At 72.9% G+C, this 21131-nt stretch carries 21 protein-coding genes, 1 tRNA gene and 1 pseudogene; 14 read left to right on the top strand and 9 right to left on the bottom strand.

Features of this window, described 5'->3' with window-relative positions; translation table 11 throughout:
* The first annotated feature begins 3 nt into the window (after positions 1–3).
* Together V1633_RS05560 and V1633_RS05555 are read left to right on the top strand one after the other, a co-directional pair.
* Positions 4–396 (top strand): GntR family transcriptional regulator, encoded by a 393-nt coding sequence (locus V1633_RS05560; RefSeq protein ID WP_331213068.1) that lies wholly within the window; start codon positions 4–6, stop codon positions 394–396.
* Positions 393–1265, top strand: coding sequence for an ABC transporter ATP-binding protein (locus tag V1633_RS05555; RefSeq protein WP_331213067.1), 873 nt, complete (start codon positions 393–395; stop codon positions 1263–1265). Before V1633_RS05560 ends, V1633_RS05555 begins: the two co-directional genes overlap by 4 nt.
* Before the next feature lie 121 nt (positions 1266–1386).
* Here V1633_RS05555 and V1633_RS05550 read toward each other — a convergent pair whose 3' ends face one another.
* From V1633_RS05550 to V1633_RS05535, 4 genes are all read right to left on the bottom strand, one after another.
* Positions 1387–2187: an energy-coupling factor ABC transporter ATP-binding protein gene (locus tag V1633_RS05550; RefSeq protein ID WP_331213066.1), complete on the bottom strand. Its 801-nt coding sequence runs from the start codon at positions 2185–2187 to the stop codon at positions 1387–1389.
* Positions 2184–2954, bottom strand: a complete 771-nt coding sequence (gene cbiQ / locus V1633_RS05545; RefSeq protein WP_331213065.1) for a cobalt ECF transporter T component CbiQ — start codon at positions 2952–2954, stop codon at positions 2184–2186. Before cbiQ ends, V1633_RS05550 begins: the two co-directional genes overlap by 4 nt.
* Positions 2955–2969: 15 nt before the next feature.
* Positions 2970–3401, bottom strand: coding sequence for a PDGLE domain-containing protein (locus V1633_RS05540; RefSeq protein WP_331213064.1), 432 nt, complete (start codon positions 3399–3401; stop codon positions 2970–2972).
* 71 nt (positions 3402–3472) lie between these two features.
* Positions 3473–4195 carry an energy-coupling factor ABC transporter permease gene (locus V1633_RS05535; protein ID WP_331213063.1) on the bottom strand — a complete coding sequence of 241 codons (723 nt, stop codon included), beginning with the start codon at positions 4193–4195 and terminating at the stop codon, positions 3473–3475.
* 137 nt (positions 4196–4332) lie between these two features.
* Between V1633_RS05535 and bcp the strand changes: the two genes are divergently transcribed.
* From bcp to V1633_RS05515, 4 genes are all read left to right on the top strand, one after another.
* Positions 4333–4809 (top strand): thioredoxin-dependent thiol peroxidase, encoded by a 477-nt coding sequence (bcp, locus tag V1633_RS05530; protein ID WP_331213062.1) that lies wholly within the window; start codon positions 4333–4335, stop codon positions 4807–4809.
* An 83-nt stretch (positions 4810–4892) separates the two neighbouring features.
* On the top strand, positions 4893–6113 hold the full coding sequence (locus V1633_RS05525) for a low temperature requirement protein A (protein WP_331213061.1): 1221 nt from the start codon (positions 4893–4895) through the stop codon (positions 6111–6113).
* Between the two features lie 63 nt (positions 6114–6176).
* Positions 6177–6260 (top strand) — tRNA-Leu (locus tag V1633_RS05520).
* A 106-nt stretch (positions 6261–6366) separates the two neighbouring features.
* Positions 6367–6888: a GNAT family N-acetyltransferase gene (locus tag V1633_RS05515; RefSeq protein ID WP_331213060.1), complete on the top strand. Its 522-nt coding sequence runs from the start codon at positions 6367–6369 to the stop codon at positions 6886–6888.
* Positions 6889–7033: 145 nt separating this feature from the next.
* Here the strand turns inward: V1633_RS05515 and V1633_RS05510 are convergent, their stop codons facing one another.
* From V1633_RS05510 to V1633_RS05500, 3 genes are all read right to left on the bottom strand, one after another.
* Entirely contained in the window at positions 7034–8092 is a 1059-nt protein-coding gene (locus V1633_RS05510) for an expansin EXLX1 family cellulose-binding protein (RefSeq protein WP_331213059.1), read from the bottom strand.
* Positions 8093–8271: 179 nt separating this feature from the next.
* Positions 8272–9111 (bottom strand): MOSC domain-containing protein, encoded by an 840-nt coding sequence (locus tag V1633_RS05505; protein ID WP_331213058.1) that lies wholly within the window; start codon positions 9109–9111, stop codon positions 8272–8274.
* Positions 9112–9231: 120 nt separating this feature from the next.
* On the bottom strand, positions 9232–10065 hold the full coding sequence (locus V1633_RS05500) for a class I SAM-dependent methyltransferase (protein ID WP_331213057.1): 834 nt from the start codon (positions 10063–10065) through the stop codon (positions 9232–9234).
* A gap of 68 nt (positions 10066–10133) precedes the next feature.
* On the opposite strand from V1633_RS05500, the gene V1633_RS05495 reads away from it, so the two are divergent.
* From V1633_RS05495 to V1633_RS05465, 7 genes and pseudogenes are all read left to right on the top strand, one after another.
* The gene (locus V1633_RS05495; protein WP_331213056.1) at positions 10134–11000 is read left to right on the top strand and encodes a MurR/RpiR family transcriptional regulator; all 867 of its coding nucleotides are present in this window, start codon (positions 10134–10136) and stop codon (positions 10998–11000) included.
* Positions 11001–11181: 181 nt separating this feature from the next.
* The gene (gene hutU, locus V1633_RS05490) at positions 11182–12831 is read left to right on the top strand and encodes a urocanate hydratase (RefSeq protein ID WP_331213055.1); all 1650 of its coding nucleotides are present in this window, start codon (positions 11182–11184) and stop codon (positions 12829–12831) included.
* 11 nt (positions 12832–12842) lie between these two features.
* Positions 12843–14078: pseudogene (locus tag V1633_RS05485) on the top strand (allantoate amidohydrolase); the annotation flags it as partial.
* A 95-nt stretch (positions 14079–14173) separates the two neighbouring features.
* Positions 14174–15505: a formimidoylglutamate deiminase gene (locus V1633_RS05480; protein WP_331213054.1), complete on the top strand. Its 1332-nt coding sequence runs from the start codon at positions 14174–14176 to the stop codon at positions 15503–15505.
* The gene (hutI, locus tag V1633_RS05475) at positions 15502–16710 is read left to right on the top strand and encodes an imidazolonepropionase (RefSeq protein WP_331213053.1); all 1209 of its coding nucleotides are present in this window, start codon (positions 15502–15504) and stop codon (positions 16708–16710) included. Before V1633_RS05480 ends, hutI begins: the two co-directional genes overlap by 4 nt.
* The gene (gene hutH / locus V1633_RS05470) at positions 16707–18251 is read left to right on the top strand and encodes a histidine ammonia-lyase (RefSeq protein WP_407951962.1); all 1545 of its coding nucleotides are present in this window, start codon (positions 16707–16709) and stop codon (positions 18249–18251) included. Before hutI ends, hutH begins: the two co-directional genes overlap by 4 nt.
* A 115-nt stretch (positions 18252–18366) precedes the next feature.
* Positions 18367–18645, top strand: a complete 279-nt coding sequence (locus V1633_RS05465) for a DUF4190 domain-containing protein (protein ID WP_331213051.1) — start codon at positions 18367–18369, stop codon at positions 18643–18645.
* Positions 18646–18743: 98 nt separating this feature from the next.
* Here the strand turns inward: V1633_RS05465 and V1633_RS05460 are convergent, their stop codons facing one another.
* Positions 18744–19493, bottom strand: a complete 750-nt coding sequence (locus V1633_RS05460) for an AraC family transcriptional regulator (RefSeq protein WP_331213050.1) — start codon at positions 19491–19493, stop codon at positions 18744–18746.
* Between the two features lie 64 nt (positions 19494–19557).
* Here V1633_RS05460 and V1633_RS05455 point away from each other — a divergent pair, with 64 nt between their 5' ends.
* The gene (locus V1633_RS05455; RefSeq protein ID WP_331213049.1) at positions 19558–20139 is read left to right on the top strand and encodes a TIGR03086 family metal-binding protein; all 582 of its coding nucleotides are present in this window, start codon (positions 19558–19560) and stop codon (positions 20137–20139) included.
* On the opposite strand, the gene V1633_RS05450 is transcribed toward V1633_RS05455, so the two are convergent.
* Positions 20108–21067, bottom strand: coding sequence for a DMT family transporter (locus V1633_RS05450; protein ID WP_331213048.1), 960 nt, complete (start codon positions 21065–21067; stop codon positions 20108–20110). The two genes, V1633_RS05455 and V1633_RS05450, sit on opposite strands and share 32 nt — an antisense overlap.
* Positions 21068–21131 lie beyond the last annotated feature (64 nt).

Genomic DNA, 21131 nt, shown 5'->3' with positions numbered 1-21131 from the left:
CGGGTGATCACGTTTCAGCTTGATCCCCGCTCTGGGGTGTCGACCTACCTGCAGCTCGTCCAGCAGGTCAAACACGCGCTGCGACTCGGGCTCCTGGAGCCCGGCGACCGGCTGCCCACCGCCAAGGAGGTGGTGGCCAGCCTGGCCATCAATCCGAACACGGTGCTCAAGGCGTACCGGGAACTGGAGCGGGAGGGACTGGTGACCGCCCGTCCCGGACTCGGTACCTTCGTCGCGCGCCCGCTCGGCACGACCTCGTCCGTCGACCGGGCCCGTCTGCGCCGCCGCCTGGCCGAGTGGGTCGACTCCGCGTACGCGGCCGGTCTGGACCACGAGGACGTCGAGGCGATCGTCGCGGAGGCGCTGCGACGCTCGGCCGGCCGGGGGGCGGCATGACCACCGCCGTCGAACTGAGCGCACTGGGCCGGCGCTACCGCAGTCTCTGGGCACTGCGGGACTGCTACCTGGCCCTTCCCGAGGGCGCCGTGGTCGCACTCGTCGGCCCGAACGGCGCCGGCAAGAGCACCCTGCTCAACCTGACCGCCGGCCTGCTGCGTCCCACCGAAGGCACCGTACGGGTCTTCGGCGCCCCGATGGCCGACGAGCCCGCCATGCTCGCCCAGGTCGCCTTCATGGCCCAGGACACCGGCCTCTACCCGACCTTCACCGCGACGGATCTGCGTACCCTCGGCCGTCGACTCAACCCGGGGTGGGACGACGGCTGGGCCGGCGACCGGCTCCGCCGGCTCGGCGTACCCCCGGACGTGGCCGCAGCACGACTCTCCGGCGGACAACGCGCCCAGCTCGCCCTCGTCCTGGCCCTGGCCAAGCGGCCCCGGCTGCTGCTGCTCGACGAACCCCTGGCGAACCTGGACCCGGTGGCCCGGCACGAGATCATGGCGACCCTGATGGAGCAGGTCGCCGACGGCGGCCTGACCGTCGTCGTCGACGGCGCCGGGATGGCGCCCGACGCGGGTGGCGTCTTCGAGAAGAACGACCGCCGGGGTGTGCTGCTCGACCTCAACTACCGGACATCCGACGGCCGGGAGCTGACGTCCGGCGCGGCCGGCGAATACTGCGCGGATCCGCAGAGCACGTACCCGACACCGCAGTGCCTGGACCGCACCGACCTGCGACAGGTCATCACGTACCAGCCGCTGAGCCGTTACCCGTGGTTCCAGCTCATCGAGACGGCGCTGCTGCTGGTGATCTCCGGCGCGGTCGTCCTGGTCATCCGCCGACGGATCACCCACCGGCTGGGCTGACCCGCTCGCCCGGCCGCGAGTGGTGGGCGCCTGTGCGTGCGGAGGGGCGCGTCAGGAAGAGTGCGTTAGGAGGGGGCCCTTCCTATACCGAAAGCGATAAGAAGGGGCCCTTCCTTACACCTCAGTCGTGGGTGGCGAGCTGCCGGGCGGCCAGGGTCGGGTCGAAGCCGTACGGCAGCTCCAGCCGGTGCCGGGCGAGCAGTTCCGGATCGGCGAGCAGCTCGACGGTCGTACCGTCGGCGACGATCCGGCCGGCGTCCAGGATCACCGACCGGTCGCAGAGTTCGAGGGCGTACGGCAGGTCGTGGGTGACCATCAGCAGCGTCACCGGCAGCCGGCGCAGGATCGCGGCCAGTTCCCGCCGGGCGGCCGGATCGAGGTTGGAGGAGGGTTCGTCGAGCACCAGGATCTCCGGGCGCATGGCGAGTACGGTCGCCACCGCCACCCGGCGGCGCTGCCCGAACGACAGGTGCTGCGGCGCCCGGTCCCGGTGTTCGGTCATCCCGACCGCGTCCAGCGCCTCGACGACCCGGGCCTCCAACTCGGCGCCCCGCAGCCCGAGGTTCGCCGGACCGAACGCCACGTCCTCGGCGACGGTCGGCAGGAACAGCTGGTCGTCCGGGTCCTGGAAGACGATGCCGACCCGGCGGCGGATCTCGGCCAGGGTGGCCCGGTCCCGGTCCACGGTGAGCCCGCCGACGGTGACCGTGCCGGCGCCGCCGGCGAGGATCCCGTTCAGGTGCAGCACCAGGGTGGTCTTGCCGGCCCCGTTCGGGCCGAGCAGGGCGAGCCGCCCGCCCCGGGGCACCGTCAGGTCGACCCCGCGCAGCGCGACGTGCCCGTCGGGGTAGCTGTAGTGCAGCCCGCGTACGTCGAGGGAGAGCAGGTCGGCGGCGGGGAGGGTGTCCACGTACCCGATCATCCCAGCACCAGCGCGGTGGCGGCGATGCCGGTCGCGGCGAGCGGCACCGTCGCCGCGACCAGCCAGTGCCGGGTGGTGGCCGCGCCCGCCGTCCGCCAGGCGCCCGGCATCCGGCCCTGGTAACCACGGGCGACCATGGCCAGGTAGACCCGCTCGCCCCGTTCGAAGGCACGGAGGAACAGGGCGCCTACCCCGGCGGCGAAGCCGCGCAACTGCCACAGGAAACGCGGGTCGTCGCCCCGGGAGATCCGGGCGACCCGCATCCGCCGGGCCTCCCCGACCAGTACGTCGAGGTAGCGCAGCATGAAGGTGGCGATCTGGGTGATGATCTGTGGACACCGCAGCCGGTCCAGCCCGAGGATCAGGTCCCGCATCGTGGTGGTTCCGGCCAGCAGCAGCGAGGCGAGCACTCCGAGGGTGCCCTTGGCCAGGATGTTCCAGCCGCCGTAGAGCCCGTCGACGGAGAGTTCCAGACCGAGCCAGACGACCCGCTCGCCGTGCCCGAGGAACGGCAGCGCGAACGCGAAGAGCACGAACGGCAGCTCGATCACCGCGCGGGTGGCCAGCCAGCGCAGGCCGATCCGGGCCAGCGTGGCGACCAGCAGGACCAGGACGGCGTAGCCGCCGAACGCCCAGAACGCCTCCCGGGGGGTGGCGACCACGGCGAGGGTGAAGACCACCATCGCCGTGATCTTGACCTCGGGCGGGAGCCGGTGCACCGGCGACGTCCGGTCCTGGTAGAGCACGTGCGCGTGCCCGGCACCCATCTGACCGACTCCCGGCTACCGTGCGCCGTCGGGCTGCGCCGGAACGCTCCCGGCGGAGTCTCCGGCCGGCACGTCGGCGGCCGGGTCCGCGCCACCCGGGCCCTCGCCACCGGTACGACGGCGGGCCAGCCAGAACAGCCCCGCGCCGAACGCGAAGGTGAGCAGTACGCCGAGCACCCCGGACAGCCCGGTGGAGAGGAACGGGTTGTCGATCCCGCGTACGCCGTAGTCGGCCAGCGGCGAGTCGGCCAGCTCGTGGTCCTTGGCCTCCTGGGCCGGGCAGCTGCCGCCGATGATGTTGTCGTCGGCGTCGAAGGTGCAGCCCTGGCGCAGCGACGAGTCGAGCCCGTCGGGATGGCTGGAGGCGAAGTTGCTGACCACTCCGGCGAGCAGCAGGGCCACCAGGAGCCCGCCGAGGATGAAGGCTCCGGTCCGCCGCCGGGTCATCCGTCCTCCCGCACCGTTCCCGTTCGTCGACGTCACCGTGCCACCTCCGTTCGTCGGGGCCACCGCGCCGTTCATCGGAGACCTCCGCCGGCCGGCAACGGGCCCGCGGCGGGGGCCGCGGCGCGCAGGCCGCGCAGGGCGTACACCAGGTCGGGCCGGACCTTGGCCACGGTCACCACCGTGGTCGCGGTGATCAGACCCTCGCCGATGCCGATCAGCAGGTGGGCGACGGCCATCGTGCCGGCCAGGCCGCCGAGGCTGCTGCCCACGTCGGTGGTGCCGCCCAGCCAGTACTGCAGGACGAAACCCTGCGAGGCGATCAGCACGCTGACCACCGAGGCGACGAAGGCGGTGACCGCGAGCCCGTTCGTGTTCCGGGGCAGGACCCGCAGCAGGAGCGCGATCAGCAGATATCCGACCGCCGTACCGATGATCGCCATGTTGGTGATGTTGAGGCCGAGCATCGCCACGCCGCCGTCACCGAAGACCAGCGCCTGGACGATCAGCACCACGGCCACGCAGAGCGCACCGACCCAGGGGCCGACCAGCACCGCGGCGAGTGCGCCGCCGAGCAGGTGGCCGCTGACCGCGCCGGTGAAGATCGGGAAGTTGAGCATCTGCACGGCGAAGATGAACGCGGCGACCAGGCCGGCCATCGGCGCCAGTCGGTCGTCCAGGTCCTGGCGGCCGCGGAGCACGCAGAACGCCAGTGCCACCAGGGCGAACGCCGCGAAGGCCGCGGCGACGGGACCGTTGATGATCCCGTTCGAGATGTGCATCGCCAGGATTTCCACGCCACCTCCTGTATGCCGGACAGGGTCCGCCGCCTCGGCCGGCTCAGCCTATGGGCGTACGAACGCTATTGCCAAGACTTTGCAAGAGGTGTACACCAGGCGCAACCTCGGATACATCTGGCGATAGGGTCGGGGCCATGACCTCGCCAACCCGCCTCGGCGCCGGGGAGACCGCGCCCGACTTCGCGCTCCCCACCGACACCGGCGAAACGCTCACCCTCAAGGAGCTGCGCGGCCGCAAGGTGATCCTCTACGCCTACCCGGCCGCGATGACGCCGGGCTGCACCAAGCAGGCGTGTGACTTCCGCGACTCGCTCGCCTCGCTCCAGGCCGCCGGGTACGAGGTGGTCGGCATCTCCCCGGACAAGCCGGAAAAGTTGGCGAAGTTCCGTGAACGGGACGCGATCACCTTCCCGCTGGTCTCCGACGGCGACAAGGCGGTACTCAGCGCCTACGGCGCGTACGGCGAGAAGCAGTCGTACGGCCGCACCATCACCGGCGTGATCCGGTCGACCTTCGTCATCGACGAGGAGGGGCGGATCGAGCGGGCGCTCTACAACGTCAAGGCCACCGGGCACGTCGCCAAACTGCGCCGCGACCTGGGCCTGGACTGAACCGCCGACCGTAGCCTCGGCTGCGGCGGCGCTTCGCCCGATCAGGCCCCGGCCGCCACCCGCCGATCAGATGATGGTCGGTGGTGGCCGAAGACGACGCGGGAGCCGGCGCCGCCCGGAAGCGGCGCCACCCCGGGCTGTCCGCCGTCGGCCGGCTGCTCCGGATGCCGACCCAGGGCCCGGCCGGGCAGGGTGAGGAACGGCACGCGACCCTGCTCGAACTCTTCTTCGACCTGGTCTTCGCCCTGCTGCTGACCTCGGTCGCCGCCCGGCTCGGCGACACCCCCGACCCGCCCCTGACCCGGCTCGCCAGCACCTTGGCGATCTTCTGCCTGGCCGAGTGGATCTGGTACACCCAGGCGTTCTACGACAACCGCTTCGACCCGGACGACACGCCGCACCGGCTCCTCGTCCTGACGGCGGCGGCCGGACTCGGCGTACTCGGTCTCGGCGCCCACGGCGTACCCGACGGGCTGCTCTTTCCGCTCGGCTATCTGACCGTACGCGGCATGCTGCTCCTGATGTACCTGCGGGTTCTCGCCAGCCGGCCGCAGGCCCGCCCGGTGGCCGCCGTGTACCTGGCCGGATTCGGTTTCGGCTGGCTGTGCTGGCTCGGCTCGTTCGGCCTCGACCCGTCGGTCCGCCCGGTGCTGTGGACCATCGGGGTGTTCGGCGAGTTCGCCGCCCTGTGGCTCGGCTGGCGCTGGCTGACCCGCAGTCCGGTGCACGTCGGGCATCTGCCGGAGCGGATCGGCCAACTCCTGATCATCCTGCTCGGCGCCATGTTGACCACGGTGCTCGGCCGGGTGCCGCTGCCCGACCCTCCGATCCGGGCACTGCTCGCGGCGGCGGCCGCGTTTGTCGTGTCGGTCTGTTTCTGGTGGATCTACGCCAACTTCCTCTCCTCCGGTCTGCCGATCCGAAGCCGGCTCGGCAGCGGCCAGATCTACGCCCTCCTCCACGTACCGGCCGGGATCGCGGTCCTCTTTCTCGGTTGGACGCTGGGACAGCTCGTACAGCAGACAACGGACGAGGCCGGCCGACTGCCCGGCACCCTCCGGGTGCTGCTCGGCGGGGCGATCGTGGTCTGGATACTCAGCGGGGTCGCGCTGCAGTGGTTCCTCTTCGGCGGGATCGCCCGGACGCGGGCGATGGTCGCGGTGCTCGGGGTCGTACCGGTGGCCGTGGTGGCCGCCGTGTCGATCGACCCCCCGCTCACGCTGGCCCTGATCGTCGCCATCATGATCGGCTACTCGGCGGCGTCGAGCTGGCAGCTGGCCCGGTCCGGCAACACCGGACAGTGAGCTTCCGTCAGGGTCGGGCGGGTTGCGAACGGGCGCGCGTCGTCGGTCTAGACTCACGTCCGAGCGGGAGTGGTGTAATGGCAGCCACGCAGGATTTAGGTTCCTGTGCCTTCGGGCGTAGGGGTTCGACTCCCCTCTCCCGCACCAAGCACCTGGCCGTCGGCCAGCGGCGACCGTCCGTCGCCTGTTAGCGCGGTCACGAAGGTCGCCGGCCGGATCGGCGCCGCCCCACCGACGGACGAGGATCATCGGCGTGGGCCTCCGCTTCGAAGTCGATCCTCCCCTCACCGCCGAGCTACGCGACCAGATCGTCACGCTCTGGACCGCGGTGACCAACGCCGGCGGCGCCGTCGGGTTCGTCGGACCGGTCACCGAGGACGACGTACGCCCGCTCGCGTTGGCCACGCTCGCGGCGGCGAACGACGGTCCGGACCGGATGCTGGTCGGGTACGAGGACGGGCGACCGGTCGCGCTGCTCTTCCTCACCGACAACCGCTTCCGGCTCAAGGCGCACTGGGGTGTGCTCAAGCGGGTGATGGTGCACCCCGACCGGCAGGGGTACGGCTACGGCATGGCGCTGATGCGACACGCCGAACGGGTCGCCCGGAACATCGGCTGGGCGGCGCTGCACCTGACCGTCCGAGGCGGCCTCGGCGTCGAGGAGTTCTACCGGCGGCTCGGCTACCAGGAGGTCGGCCGACTCCCCGGGGCGCTCCGGCTCGGTCCCGACGACGACCGCGACGAGATCATGATGTGGCTGCCGCTCGGTCGCTAGCCCGGACCGTCGGTCGGGGAACCGTCCGCCGTCGGAGGTCCTGACCTCCGGGCGATCCGGTCGACGCCGCACCCGGCTGGCTTCCGCTGTCATCCGCAGGGCGTACCGCCACCGGCCGCCGCACCGACGACGCCCCGTACCGCTGTCATCCGCAGGGCGTACTGCCACCGGCCGCCGCACCGACGACCGGGGCGGCGGGTGACGGGGTGTCCGGTGCCGAGGCGGCGTTCGGCGTCGGCGGGACGCCGGTCGGGGTCGACGGCGGAGGCGTGCCGGCGCTGGCCGACGGGGTGGGCGCGGTGCCGTCGTCGTAGAGCCGGACGCGGCTGCGCTGCTGCTTGCGGGGTTCGAGCCGGATGCCGGTGGCCACCGCCTGGTTGCCGGACACGTCGGTGACCCGGATCTCGTACGGGCCCTTGCCGAGTCCGCCGTCGACGACCCAGTAGTTGTCGGGCTGCCGTTTCGCGTTCCGCCAACCGGCACCGTCCCGGCGTACGGCCACCGACTTCAGGGGGTTGCCATGGTTGCCCACCTGCACGGCGAACCAGTACTGCGAGGCGCCGCCCTTGACCCGGAAGGTGAGCGGGCCGGAGACCGGCGGATTGACCACGATCCGGTAGCGCACCGACACGATCCCCTGGGAGAGGTCGGCGATCTTCGCGAACGCCTGCCTGGACAGGTCGATCTTGTTGTTGGTGCAGCCGGCACAGCGGTCCAGCACCATCACCCGTACGGTGCCCTTCGGGCCGGTGACGTCGAGGAAACTGCCGCAGGCGGCCGAGCCGGAGTACAGCGCGGACCCGAGCGCCGCGTAGAGCCGGTTGGCCGGCGGACCGGGGAAGGAACAGTTGCCGCCCGAATTGCCACCGTCGTAGTGCGACGCCTTCCCCCGGTAGACCTTGCCGCTGCTCGGCGGGGCGGCCAGTACGCCGGCCCGAGCGGCCAGCGGTGCCGCCAGCACGGGATTCGGAGCGGCCAGCGCGCCCGGGGCCGGGGCGAGCCGGCCCGGGGCCGCCGCGACGGCGGCGCAGGCGGCCGACTCGCCGGAGACCCAGAACACCACGACGCCGAGGATCGCGGCGAGCACGGCCGCCCCGCCGCCGGCGAGCCACCGTCCCGACCGCCGACGTCGGGCTCGCGCTCCCGGATCGGACGCGCTGGCGGGCGTGGGCTCGGGCTGCTCGGGGATCTCCGGGTCGATCATCCCGGGCATGTTGCCGGACCGTCCTCGACCCGCGCAACACGCCGCCACGGCCAGCAGTCCGGAAGAGACCGTGTCGCCGGTACCAGCGCCAGGCCGGTACCGGCCGGACCACCTCCGAGCTCAGTCGGGCCGTGCCGCCGGTACCGGAACCGCGTCGACCGGCCGGGCCACCTCCGACGTCAGTCGGGGAGCAGGTCGACCGGGTCGCCGACGGTGACTGTGTCGCCGCTGCCGGGAAGGTCGAGCAGCGGCACCAGGTTCTGCCCGAAGAGCAGCTGCCGGTTGACGTTGCGGTGCCGGCCGAGCGTCCGCAGCGGCTCGTGGCCACGTACCCCGGTCTCCTGGTCGGTGGTGGTGACCAGGCAGCGACCGCACGGCTTGGCCACCCGGAAGACCACCGGGCCGATCCGCAGCCGCCGGCCGGTCCAGGTGTCCTCGGCCCACGGCGCCGCCCCGCCGACCACCAGGTTGGGGCGGAACCGGGTCATCGGCAGCGGCCCCTCCGGGCTGCCCGCCTCGAGCAGCCACTCGTTCACCGCGTCCAGCGAGGCCCGGTTCGCCAGCAACAGGGGGTAGCCGTCGGCGAAGGTGACCCGGTCGGCAGGCTCGACGCCGGCGCTGTCCGGGATCGGCCGCCCGGCCGGGTCGGCCTGCCAGATCAGACGTACCTTCTGGTCCAGGACGCGGGACAGCCAGTCGTTCGTCGCCGGATCGGCGACCCGGGCCGGCGCGGCCGGCTGGTGCCCGAAGACCCGCACCTCGACCGGTTCACCCTCGGTCGGTTCGGCGACCTCGGTCGCGGCCCAGCCCGCGGCGCGCAACCGCAGCCCGCCCGGCGTCGGTTCCGGGTGTACGGCGGTCAGCGTGGGCAGCTGGCGCTGGGTGACTCCGATGCCCTCGTCATCGACGATCATCCAGCGCCGGTCGCCCGCCAGGCCCCACGGCTCCACCCGCGCCGCGTCGTGTTCGCGCCGGTAACAGCCCTTGATCGGGTACGTCTGCACCGAGGTCAATCGCATCCGTCCACGGTGCCACAGCGGGTCCCGCCGACAGCACCGGGTTTCCGGGAGTCCGCACCGCCGTCCGCCTACCCGCCCACCGTCCCCCGCGCTACCGCGCCAGCCGACGCTGTCGCCGGGTTACCAGGCCAGGCCGATGCCGTCGCCGGGATACCAGTGCCGGGCCGGAGTCTCCCGGTAGGCGAGGAACCGGCGGCCGGTCTTCTCGGCATGCTCGGCGAGCACGTTGGTGACCGTGACGTTGTCGGTCAGCAGCCGGGCGCCCGGGGCGAGCTTCGGCTCCACCGTCTGGAACTCGCGCCGCTCGTGGCCGGTGCTGTGGTTGCTGTCGTGCAGGAAGAGGTCGACCGGACGGTCCAGCGCCTTGATCGAGGCGATCGAGTCGCCGATCACCAGGTCGACCACGGTCGCCCAGGGCTCGGCCTTCGCCAGGTAACCGGCCTCCGGGTTGATGTCCAACGAGGTGACCCGGCCGGGAGCACCCTCGGCCGCGTTCCGGAGCAGGGCCGAGGCGATCACGCAGGTGCCGAGCCCCTTGTCGACACCGGTTTCCACGACGTGCCCCGGTCGGGTGGCCCGGACGATCGCGTACCAGCCGATCCGGCGGGCGTACCGGACGCGCCGGTCGGCCAGGCCACGGCGGTCGGCGGCGGCGGTGGCCCGCTCGATGTGCTGCCGCAGGGTGTCATCGTGCTCGATCTCGTCGAGGTACGCCCGCACCTGTTTGACCGGCACCTCACAGGTGACGCTGACGAACCAGGCCAGGTGTTCGCGGCTCAGTCTGGTCAGGTCGTAGGTGTAGTTGTGGTGCTCCCGGGAGGTGAACAGCCACCTGGCCGAGACGTTGAGGACCCGGGCGTCGTGCCGGGCGACCCGCAGGAACCGCTTGGGAAAGGCCGCGACGGGGGCGAGCCGGGAGCGGGCGATCGCGCGCCGGAACTTCGTACCATCCATCCCGATGGTTTTATCACGTCTCCGGCGCCCTGTTGCCTCCTGAAAGATTTTATGCATACAGTCTTGCCGTGAATGACAGCGCTGTCATCGCGGCGCCGCCGACGGACCGCGTACTTGATCTCTTCCAGGGCATCCGGTTGACGCCGACCCAACGGCGGATCGCACACAGCCTGGTCCAGAACGCCGCCTCGGCCGCCTACCTCTCCGCCGCCGAGGTCGCCGAACTGGCCAAGGTCAGCCAGCCCTCGGTGACCCGGTTCGCGATGGCCCTCGGCTACGACGGCTACCCCGCGCTGCGTCGACGGCTCCGGGAGATCGCCGCCGCCGGTCACGGCCGAACCGACCCGGAGCAGCCGGTCGGCAACGAGATGCAGCGGGCGGTCCGGGCCGAGGCACAGAACCTGAACACACTTGCCGAACAGCTCACCGACCGGGACGCGGTGACCACCGCCGGTACCCTGCTCGCCGACAGCCGACCGCTGGTCGTCCTCGGCCTTCGCGCCGCCGCACCGCTGGCCGCGTACTTCGCCTACTTCGCCGCGAAGGTGCACCCGGACGTCCGGGTCCTCGACTCCGGCGGCAGCCTGCTGACCGACCGACTGGAACAGGCCCGTACGGCCGGCGCCTCCGCCGTACTCGCGATCGTGCTCCCCCGCTATCCCCGCGAGGTGCTGGACGCCCTCGCCGAGGCGCGGGCGATCGGGATGTCGGTCGTGGTGATCACCGACTCGGCGGTCAGTCCGGCCGCCGAACACGCCCACATCGTGCTGCCGGCCGCGGTCGGCGCCCAACTCGTCTTCGACCTGCACACCGCGCCGATGGCGATGTCGATGGTGTTGCTGCAGGCGGTCTGCGACGCCGCGCCGGCCGACGCCCAACGCCGACTGGAGGAATTCGAACAGTCCGCCGCCCGCCGACAACTCTTCGTCGGTTGACGCTGTTCATCCGGTAGCAGGGCTGGTCGCCAATAGCAGGGCTGGTCGTCCGACCGCCGAGGCAGCGCAACCGCAGGCAGACCGACGTTAGGAAGGGCCCCTTCCTATACGGAAAACGATAAGAAGGGGCCCTTCCTTTCACCGGGGCCGCACCGGACCACCACCACAGAACGGAGTTCCCATGCCCGAGCCGATCCGCGCCGCCCGTGGCAGCACCCGGACCGCCGCCGGCTGGCCCCAGGAGGCCGCGCTGCGGATGCTCATGAACAACCTCGACCCTGAGGTCGCCGAGCGCCCCGACGACCTGGTCGTGTACGGCGGGACCGGCCGGGCGGCCCGGGACTGGCCGTCGTACCACGCGCTGGTCCGGACCCTGACCACGCTCGCCGACGACGAGACCATGCTGGTCCAGTCCGGCCGGCCGGTCGGCGTGCTGCGTACCCACGAGTGGGCGCCCCGGGTGCTGATCGCCAACTCCAACCTGGTCGGCGACTGGGCCAACTGGCCGGAGTTCCGCCGCCTCGAACACCTCGGCCTCACCATGTACGGCCAGATGACCGCCGGATCCTGGATCTACATCGGCACCCAGGGCATCCTGCAGGGCACCTACGAGACGTTCGCCGCCGTCGCCGCCAAACGGTTCGGCGGGTCGCTGGCCGGCACCCTGACGCTGACCGCCGGCTGTGGCGGGATGGGCGGGGCGCAACCACTCGCGGTGACCATGAACGGCGGGGTCTGCCTGATCGTCGACGTCGACCCGGAACGGCTGGCCCGCCGGGTCGCGACCCGCTACCTGGACACCGTGGCCGACAGCCTCGACGAGGCGGTGGAGCAGGCACTCGCCGCCAGGCGGGACCGCCGGGCGCTCTCGGTCGGAGTGGTCGGCAACGCCGCCGCGGTCTTCCCCGAACTGCTCCGGCGGGGCGTCGAGATCGACATCGTCACCGACCAGACCAGCGCGCACGACCCGCTGTCGTACGTCCCGGACGGGGTGACGCTGGCGGACGCCGCCGAACTGGCCCGCAGCAAGCCGGCCGAGTACACCGAGCGGGCCCGGGCCTCGATGGTCACCCACGTCGCCGCGATGGTCGGCTTCCAGGACAACGGTGCCGAGGTCTTCGACTACGGCAACTCGATCCGGGGCGAGGCGCAGCTCGGCGGCTACGACCGGGCGTTCGCCTTCCCGGGTTTCGTGCCGGCGTACATCCGGCCGCTGTTCAGCGAGGGCAGGGGTCCGTTCCGGTGGGCGGCGCTGAGCGGCGACCCGGCCGACATCGCCGCCACCGACCGGGCCGTACTCGACCTGTTCCCGGAGAACGAGTCGCTGGCCCGGTGGATCCGGCTGGCCGGCGAACGGGTGGCCTTCCAGGGCCTGCCGGCCCGGATCTGCTGGCTCGGCCACGGTGAGCGCGACCTTGCCGGCACCCGCTTCAACGACATGGTCGCCGCCGGGGAGATCTCCGCTCCGATCGTGATCGGCCGCGACCACCTGGACGCCGGCTCGGTCGCCTCGCCGTACCGCGAGACCGAGGCGATGGCCGACGGCTCCGACGCGATCGCCGACTGGCCGCTGCTCAACGCCCTGGTCAACACCGCCAGCGGGGCGTCATGGGTGAGCATCCACCACGGCGGCGGGGTCGGCATCGGCCGGTCCATCCACGCCGGCCAGGTCACCGTCGCCGACGGCACCTCCCTCGCCGGCGAGAAGATCGCGCGGGTGCTCGCCAACGACCCCGCCACCGGCGTGCTCCGACACGTCGACGCCGGCTACCCGGAGGCGGCCGAGGCCGCCCGCCGGGGCAACCTCCGCCTCCCCATGGCCGAAGTGTAAGGAAGGGCCCCTTGTTATCGGATTCGGTTGTAGAAGGGCCCCTTCCCAACAGCACGGGCGTGGCCGAGTTCCGCCAGCTCTGGGACGAGATCGCGCCGATCGGCCGGGACCCGGGCACCGGCGGCTACCTCCGGTACGGCTTCACCGAGCCGGTACGTCGGCTGGAGGAGTGGTTCCGGGCCACCGCCGTCGCCGCCGGGGCGCACACCGTCACCGAGGACGGCAACGGCAACCTGATCGCCTGGTACGGGCCACCGCCGGAACAGGGCGGTGCCGTCCTGCTCGGTAGCCACTTCGACTCCGTCCCGTACGGGGGCGGCTACGACGGGCCGCTCGGCATCGTCAGCGCCCTGCTCGCCGTACGGGCACTGGGCCGGCGGGGATCCGGGTTCCGCCGACCGGTCGGGGTGGTGGTCTTCGCCGAGGAGGAGGGTTCCCGGTTCGGCGTACCCTGCCTCGGCTCGCGGCTGCTGACCGGTGCGCTGGACCCGGACCGGGCGGCGGCGCTGACCGACCGGGACGGGGTCAGCCTCGCCGAGGCGCTCGGCGACCGGCCGGCGGGGAAACGCCCTGACCTCCTCGCCCGGGTCGACGCGTTCGTCGAGCTGCACATCGAGCAGGGCCGGGCGCTGGTCGACCTCGACGCCCCGGTCGGGGTGGCCAGCGGCATCTGGCCACACGGACGCTGGCGGCTGGACTTCACCGGTGAGGCGAACCACGCCGGCACCACCCGGATGGCGGACCGGCGCGACCCGATGCTGACGTACGCCTTCACGGTGCTGGCGGCGAACAAGGAGGCCCGGCTGCGCGGCGCGCACGCCACCGTCGGCCGGGTCGAGGTGGAGCCGAACGCGACGAATGCCGTACCGGCCCGGGTCCGGGGTTGGCTGGACGCCCGGGCCGCCGACGCGGAGACCCTGGACGCGCTGGTCGAGGCGGTACGCGCCAAGGCCGCCGACCGGGCCACCCGGGACGGTACGACGCTGGCCGTGACCCGGGAGTCGCTCAGCCCGCTGGTCGAGTTCGACGCCACGCTGAGCGCCTCGATCCGGCGGGTGTACGCCGACCGGGTGCCGGTGCTGCCGACCGCCGCCGGACACGACGCCGGCATTCTCGCCGGCCACCTGCCGACCGCGATGCTCTTCGTGCGGAACCCGACCGGGGTGTCGCACTCGCCGGCCGAGGCGGCCACCGACGACGACTGCGCCGCCGGGATCCGGCACCTCACCGACCTGCTCGCCGACCTGGCGACCGCACCCGAGCCGGCCGGACTGCGGCGTGCCGCGGAAACCGACACGACCGTCAGGCCCGACCGGACCACCGCACCCGACCCGGCCGCCGAATGAGCGTTGCACGGTTCCACGCCGAGTACGCCTGGTTGCCGGACCGCGACGAGCCGGACGCCGACGTGTTGATCGAGGTCGCCGACGGGCGGTTCACCCGGGTCGCCCCGGACACACCGGCCCCGTCGGACGCCCGCCGACTGCCCGGGCTGACCCTGCCCGGGCTGGCCAACGCCCACTCGCACGCCTTCCACCGGGCGCTGCGGGGGCGGACCCAGGGCGGACGCGGCGACTTCTGGAGCTGGCGCGAGCGGATGTACGCGGTCGCCGAGCGGCTCGCCCCGGAGAGCTACCTGGCGCTGGCCCGGGCCACGTACGCGGAGATGGCGCTGGCCGGGGTCAGCTGCGTCGGCGAGTTCCACTACCTGCACCACCGCCCGGACGGGGGCCGGTACGCCGACCCGAACGCGATGGGGGCGGCGCTGGTCGAGGCCGCCGCCGAGGCCGGGATCCGGATCACTTTGCTGGACACCTGCTACCTGACCGCGACGGTGGACGGGCAGCCGCTGGCCGGCCCGCAGCGGCGGTTCGGCGACGGGGACGCGGTCCGCTGGGCGGAGCGGGCCGCCGCGTTCGCCCCCGAGGGCCGGCACGTCCGGGTCGGTGCGGCGATCCACTCCGTCCGGGCGGTACCCGCCGAGCAGATGCCGATGGTCGCCGACTGGGCGCGGGAGCGCGACGCCCCACTGCACGTCCACCTGTCGGAGCAGCCGGCGGAGAACGAGGCGTGTCTGGCGTACCACGGCAGGACCCCGACCGGGCTGCTGGCCGACGCGGGCGCGCTCGGCCCGGCCACGACGGCGGTGCACGCCACCCACCTGACCGACGCGGACCGGAAGCTGCTCGGCGACAGCGGGACCGGGGTCTGCCTCTGCCCGACCACCGAGCGGGACCTGGCCGACGGGATCGGCCCGGCCCGGGACCTGGCCGACGCGGGCTGCCCGATCAGCCTGGGCAGCGACAGCCACGCGGTGATCGACCTCTTCGAGGAGGCCCGGGCGGTGGAGCTGGACGAGCGGCTGGCCACCCGGGAGCGCGGCCGTTTCACCACGGGCGAGTTGCGGCACGCCGCGACCGCCGCCGGGCATACCGCGTTGGGCTGGTCGGACGCCGGCACGATCACCCTCGGCGCCCGGGCCGACCTGGTCACCGTCCGGCTGGACAGCCCGCGTACCGCCGGGGTGCCGCCGGTCGGGGTGTTCTTCGCGGCGACCGCCGCCGAGGTGACCGACGTACTGGTGGACGGTCGGACGGTGGTCCGGGACGGCCGGCACGCGACGATCGACGTACCGGCCGCGCTGACGGCGGCCATCGAGGCGGTGACCCGGTGAACCTGTTGATCGACAACATCGGCGAGCTGGTCACCAACGTGGCCGGCACCGGTGAGGGCGGCCCGCTCGGCATCCGGCGCAAGGCGGCGCTGCTGGTCGAGGACGGCCAGGTGGCCTGGCTCGGCCCGGCCCGCTACGCGCCGGCCGCCGACCGGCGGATCGACGCCGGTGGCGCCGCCGTCCTGCCCGGCTTCGTCGACAGCCACGCCCACCTGGTCTTCGCCGGGGACCGGGCCGCCGAGTTCAACGCCCGGATGGCCGGTGAGCGGTACACCGGGGGCGGGATCCGGACCACGGTCGCCGCCACCCGGGCGGCCGACGACAACACCCTGCGCGGCACCGTCGGGCGGCTGCGTGCCGAGGCGCTGCGGCAGGGCACCACCACGATCGAGATCAAGAGCGGGTACGGCCTCAGCGTCGTCGACGAGGCCCGGTCGCTGCGGATCGCCGCCGAGTTCACCACCGAGACGACGTTCCTCGGCGCGCACGTCGTCCCGGCCGAGTACGCCGACCGCCCCGACGACTACGTCGGCCTGGTCTGCGGGCCGATGCTCCGGGCCGCGCTGCCGTACGCGAAGTGGATCGACGTCTTCTGCGAGCGGGGCGCCTTCGACGCCGACCACGCCCGGGCGATCCTCACCGTCGGGCAGGCCGCCGGACTCGGCGTACGGGTGCACGCGAACCAGCTCGGCCCGGGACCGGGGGTACGGCTCGGGGTGGAGCTCGGCGCGGCGAGCGTGGACCACTGCACCCATCTCGACGACGCCGACATCGAGGCACTCGCCTCGACGGTCACCACCTGGGTCTCGGAGCCGGAGAGCAGTACCACGGTGGCGACGCTGCTGCCCGGGGCGGAGTTCTCCACCCGGTCGCCGTACCCGGACGCCCGGCGCCTGCTGGACGCGGGCGTGACGGTCGCACTGGCCACCGACTGCAACCCCGGTTCGTCGTACACCTCGTCGATGCCGTTCTGCGTCGCGCTCGCGGTCCGGGAGATGCGGATGACCCCGGCGGAGGCGGTCTGGGCGGCGACCGCCGGCGGGGCGCGGGCGCTGCGCCGCGACGACATCGGCGTACTGCGGCCCGGGGCGCGGGCCGACCTGAGCATCCTCGACGCGCCCTCGTATCTGCACCTGGCCTACCGGCCGGGGGTTCCACTGATCAGCCAGGTCCTGCACAACGGAGTACCAGCATGTCAACCGTGACCCGACCCGTCGTCACCGTCACCCCCACCGGGATAACCCCGGCCGACCTGATCGCGGTGGCCCGTGGCAACGCCACGGTCACCCTCGATCCCGCCACCCTGGCCGCGATGGCGACGAGCCGGTCGATCGTGGACCGGATCGAGGAGACCGGCCGCCCGGTGTACGGGGTCTCGACCGGGTTCGGCGCGCTCGCCACCACCTTCGTCGCGCCGGAGCGCCGGGCCGAACTGCAGCACGCGCTGATCCGGTCGCACGCCGCCGGGGTCGGCGCCCCGATGCCCCGGGAGGTGGTCCGGGCGATGATGCTGCTGCGGATCCGGTCGCTGGCGCTCGGCCACTCCGGGGTACGTCCCGAGCTGGTCCAGGCCCTGGTCGACCTGCTCAACGCCGACGTGACCCCGTGGGTGCCGGAGCACGGCTCGCTCGGCGCCTCCGGCGACCTGGCGCCCCTGGCGCACTGCGCGCTGGTGCTGCTCGGCGAGGGCTGGGTACTCGAACCGGACGGCGGTCGGGCCGACGCCGCCGACGCGCTGCGCACGGCCGGGCTGCGCCCGGTCACGCTCGCCGCCAAGGAAGGGCTGGCGCTGGTCAACGGTACCGACGGCATGCTCGGCATGCTGCTGCTGGCGATCGCGGACGCCGGCCACCTGTTCGCCATGGCGGACGTGACGGCGGCGCTGGCCATCGAGGCGATGCTCGGCTCGGACCGGCCGTTCCTGCCGGAACTGCACTCGATCCGCCCGCACCCCGGGCAGGCGGTCTCGGCGGCGAACATCCACCGGCTGCTGCAGGGCTCGGGGATCATGGACTCGCACCGGGACGACCTGGCGCACGCGGTGCAGGACGCGTACTCGATGCGCTGCGCGCCCCAGGTCGCCGGTGCGGCCCGGGACACCCTCGGGTTCGTCACCGACGTGGCGGCCCGGGAACTGGTGTCGGTGGTGGACAACCCGGTGGTGTTGCCGGACGGCCGGGTCGAGTCGACCGGCAACTTCCACGGCGCCCCGCTCGGTTTCGCCGCCGACTTCCTGGCGATCGCCGCCGCCGAGGTCGGGGCGATCGCCGAACGTCGGGTGGACCGGCTGCTCGACGTGACCCGGTCCCGGGACCTGCCGGCGTTCCTCTCCCCCGACGCCGGGGTCAACTCCGGGCTGATGATCGCCCAGTACACCGCCGCCGGCATCGTCGCGGAGAACCGCCGGCTCTCCGCCCCGGCCTCGGTCGACTCGCTGCCGACCAGCGGCATGCAGGAGGACCACGTCTCGATGGGCTGGGCGGCGACCAGGAAGCTGCGGACCGTGCTGGACAACCTGACCAGCCTGCTGGCGGTCGAACTGATCGCGGGCGTACGCGGACTGCAGTTGCGGGCCCCGCTCACCCCGTCGCCGGCCGGGCGGGCGGCGCTGGCGGCGGTCCGGGGTTTCGTCGGCGAGCCGGGCCCGGACATCTTCCTCGCCCCGGCGATGGAGGCGGCCCGGGCGGTGGTCGCCGGCCAGGAGCTGCGGGCCGCGATCGAGGCCGAGGTGGGCCCGCTCGGTTAGGGCAGGTCCTTCGTCTCCCGGTGGTCGGTCTCGAATTCGCAACACAGAGGACGGTCCGTTAGTCGGCGCATCAGTCTGGGTAACTCCCGTCACACAGTCACCCCGAGGAGGAGAGATGGCAACCGAGACAACCGGCGGAGCGGGCGGGCAGGTTTCCGGACCGGTACGTGGCACCAACGTGATGGCGATCCTCTCCCTGGTCTTCGCCTTCGTCTTCGCACCGCTGGGCATCGTCTTCGGCGCGGTCGCCAAGAAGCAGATCCGGCAGACCGGCGAGCAGGGTGAGGGCCTCGCCAAGGCGGGGTTCTGGCTGGGCATCGTCTTCACCGTGCTGGGCGTGCTCTGGTTCATCCTCGTCCTCGTCGCCGCGATGTCGTCGCAGCCCACCGTCTGACCGACCCGCCCGACAACGGTGGCGCGTCGCCGGGGTGCCCAACCCCGGGGGCGCGCCACCGGTCCGCGTCCAGGGACCCCGTGGGACGAGCGGACGGGTCAGTAGCGGGCGGCGTACCGGGTCGGTGACTCGCCGAACATGCTGGTGAAGTCCCGGACCAGGTGTGCCTGGTCGGCGTAGCCGAGGTCGGCCGCCAGCCCGGCCCAGTCGACCGAACCACCGGCGGCCAGCCGCTCGGTCACCTCGTGCAGCCGGTAGCGGCGGATCACCCACTTCGGCCCGACGCCGACGTAGTCGGCGAAGAGCCGCTGCAGGCCACGGACGGTACGGCCGGCCTCGTCCGCGAGCGTGTCGACCCGGAGCACGGTCGGCCGGGCGGCGATCGCGGCCACGATCTCCGCCGCCTCCGCCGCCCTCGGGTCCGGCCGGTCGGGCAGCCGGTTCCGCAGGTAACACTCGACCGTCGCCACGTCGGGCCGACCCGGCGGCTCGCCCGGAAACACCGCCCGCGCCGGTACCGACCGGTCGGTGAGGGTCGAGACCGGGGCGCCGAGCAGTGGCCGGAAGCCGCCCGGCCGGAACGCCACCCCGAAGACAGTGCCGGTGCCGGCAAGTACCCGGTACTGGTGCCCGCTGCTCACCCCGCGCACCGTCGCGGTGTCGCCGACGAAGGTCAGGTGCACGTTCGGGTACGGCACGACCAGCTGGCGGTACGGCTCCTCGTACGCCCAGGAGACCAGCCAGTAGCGCTCGACGTACGGGGCCAGGTCCGGGGACGGGGCCGCGACGGAGTGCCGTTGGAACCTCGTCCAGGCGCCGGCCAGCTCACGCTCGTCCCTGGCCACCACGCGGACCAGGCTATGTCGCGTTTGTTCAAGACCTCCGCCGAGGTGCCGTGGTTCTGTGGTCGGCATGCCTGACGTACGACTGGTGACCCGAGCGGCCAGCGCGCTGACCGGGATCGTTGACGAGATCAAGCCCGACCAGCTCGACAACCCGACCCCCTGCGGCGAGTACGACGTCCGCAAGCTGGTCAACCACCTGCTGTTCTGGGGCCCGTCGCTGGAGGGTGCGGCCCGGAAGGAGACCGTACCGCCGCCGGCCGACGCCGAGTCCGAGCTGGATCTGACCGGCGGCGACTGGTCGGCGGCGCTGCGGGCACTGGTGGAAGCTGTCGCGACGGCCTGGGCGCGGCCCGAGGCGTGGCAGGGCGGCACCCACATGGGTGGCCCGACCGAGCTGCCGGCGTCGCTGGTCGGCGGAATGGTCATCGGCGAACTGGTGGTGCACGGCTGGGACCTGGCCCGGGCGACCGGCCAGGACCGGAGCTGGGACGACGAGTTGCTCGGCTACCTCCACGAGGAGGTCGGGAGGTTCGCCGAGCAGGGCCGGGCGATGGGTGTCTTCGGACCGGAGGTGCCGGTACCGGACTCGGCACCGATGCTGGACCGGGTGCTCGGACTCACCGGCCGCGACCCGGGCTGGGGCCGCTGACGGCGCGCACGGTTTCGGGGCGGTTCCCCGCCGGCACCTTGACCGAGGGGTCGGCGGGGGTCCCGGTCGGGGTGTCGCTCCGTCGGCCGGTGGCCAGCACCGAGCCGGCGAGGATCAGTACGAACGCGAGCACCACCGGAACGGTCACCGGCTCGTCGAGCACCAGCACCCCGGCGGTGACCGCCACCGCCGGATTGACGTACGTGAACACCAGCGCGCGGGCGGGGCCGACCTCGCGGATCAGCGCGAAGAAGACGAGGAACGCCACGGCCGTACAGAGCACCGCCAAGCCGGCGAGGGCGGCCAGTACCCGACCGTCGGGCAGGACCGTCGGCCAGGTCAGCGCGGCCGGGGTCGCGTACAGCAGGGCGGCCAGGCCGAGGCAGACGGCGGTCGTCGGCAGCGCCGGTACGTCCGCCAGCCGCCGAGCCAGGATCACCGGCGCGATCGCGTAACAGGTCGCGGCGAGCAGCACCTCGGCGATCGACCGGACGTCTCCGCCACGCAGTCCCGGAGCGGCCAGCACGGCCACTCCGGCGAGTCCGACGGCCAACCCGGTCCAGCGGGCCCCGCCGAGCCGTTCGCCGTCGCCGGTCAGCCGCCCGACCAGCACCGCGATGATCGGCGAGGCGGCGATCAGCAGACCCGTCATCGAGCTGCTGATCTGCCGTTCGGCGTCGGTGAGCAGCCACCACGGCACGACGATCTCCAGGGCGGCGAAGGCGACGAGCGGTCGCCAGTGCTGACGCAACCGGGCGGACCGGAGGCCACGCACGGCCAGTGGCAGCAGTACGGCGGCCCCGACGGCGGTGCGGACGAAGACCAGCACCGGCACGGAGACGCCCTCGACCGCCACCTTGATCAGCAGGTACGGCACCCCCCAGATCACGCTCATCAGGGCGAACAGCAGCCAACCCCGTCGGGTCATCATCATCTCCTCGGTGGAAGTCCGGGCCCTCGATGGAGGTCGGCGCCCTCGGTGGAAGTCCGGG

The sequence above is a fragment of the Plantactinospora sonchi genome (assembly GCF_036422035.1).
Lineage (GTDB): Bacteria > Actinomycetota > Actinomycetes > Mycobacteriales > Micromonosporaceae > Plantactinospora > Plantactinospora sonchi.
Note: the sequence above shows the minus strand (reverse complement) of the source record. Positions and strands in the feature narration are given on the sequence as shown.

Coding starts and splice junctions, on each gene's coding strand:
- V1633_RS05465 (WP_331213051.1), top strand. CDS start 18,367: ATGGCAACCGAGACAACCGGCGGAGCGGGCGGGCAGGTTTCCGGACCG.
- bcp (WP_331213062.1), top strand. CDS start 4,333: ATGACCTCGCCAACCCGCCTCGGCGCCGGGGAGACCGCGCCCGACTTC.
- V1633_RS05500 (WP_331213057.1), bottom strand. CDS start 10,065: ATGGATGGTACGAAGTTCCGGCGCGCGATCGCCCGCTCCCGGCTCGCC.
- V1633_RS05480 (WP_331213054.1), top strand. CDS start 14,174: ATGAGCGTTGCACGGTTCCACGCCGAGTACGCCTGGTTGCCGGACCGC.
- V1633_RS05455 (WP_331213049.1), top strand. CDS start 19,558: ATGCCTGACGTACGACTGGTGACCCGAGCGGCCAGCGCGCTGACCGGG.
- hutU (WP_331213055.1), top strand. CDS start 11,182: ATGCCCGAGCCGATCCGCGCCGCCCGTGGCAGCACCCGGACCGCCGCC.
- V1633_RS05540 (WP_331213064.1), bottom strand. CDS start 3,401: ATGACCCGGCGGCGGACCGGAGCCTTCATCCTCGGCGGGCTCCTGGTG.
- V1633_RS05450 (WP_331213048.1), bottom strand. CDS start 21,067: ATGACCCGACGGGGTTGGCTGCTGTTCGCCCTGATGAGCGTGATCTGG.
- V1633_RS05550 (WP_331213066.1), bottom strand. CDS start 2,187: ATGATCGGGTACGTGGACACCCTCCCCGCCGCCGACCTGCTCTCCCTC.
- cbiQ (WP_331213065.1), bottom strand. CDS start 2,954: ATGGGTGCCGGGCACGCGCACGTGCTCTACCAGGACCGGACGTCGCCG.
- V1633_RS05510 (WP_331213059.1), bottom strand. CDS start 8,092: ATGATCGACCCGGAGATCCCCGAGCAGCCCGAGCCCACGCCCGCCAGC.
- V1633_RS05555 (WP_331213067.1), top strand. CDS start 393: ATGACCACCGCCGTCGAACTGAGCGCACTGGGCCGGCGCTACCGCAGT.
- V1633_RS05505 (WP_331213058.1), bottom strand. CDS start 9,111: ATGCGATTGACCTCGGTGCAGACGTACCCGATCAAGGGCTGTTACCGG.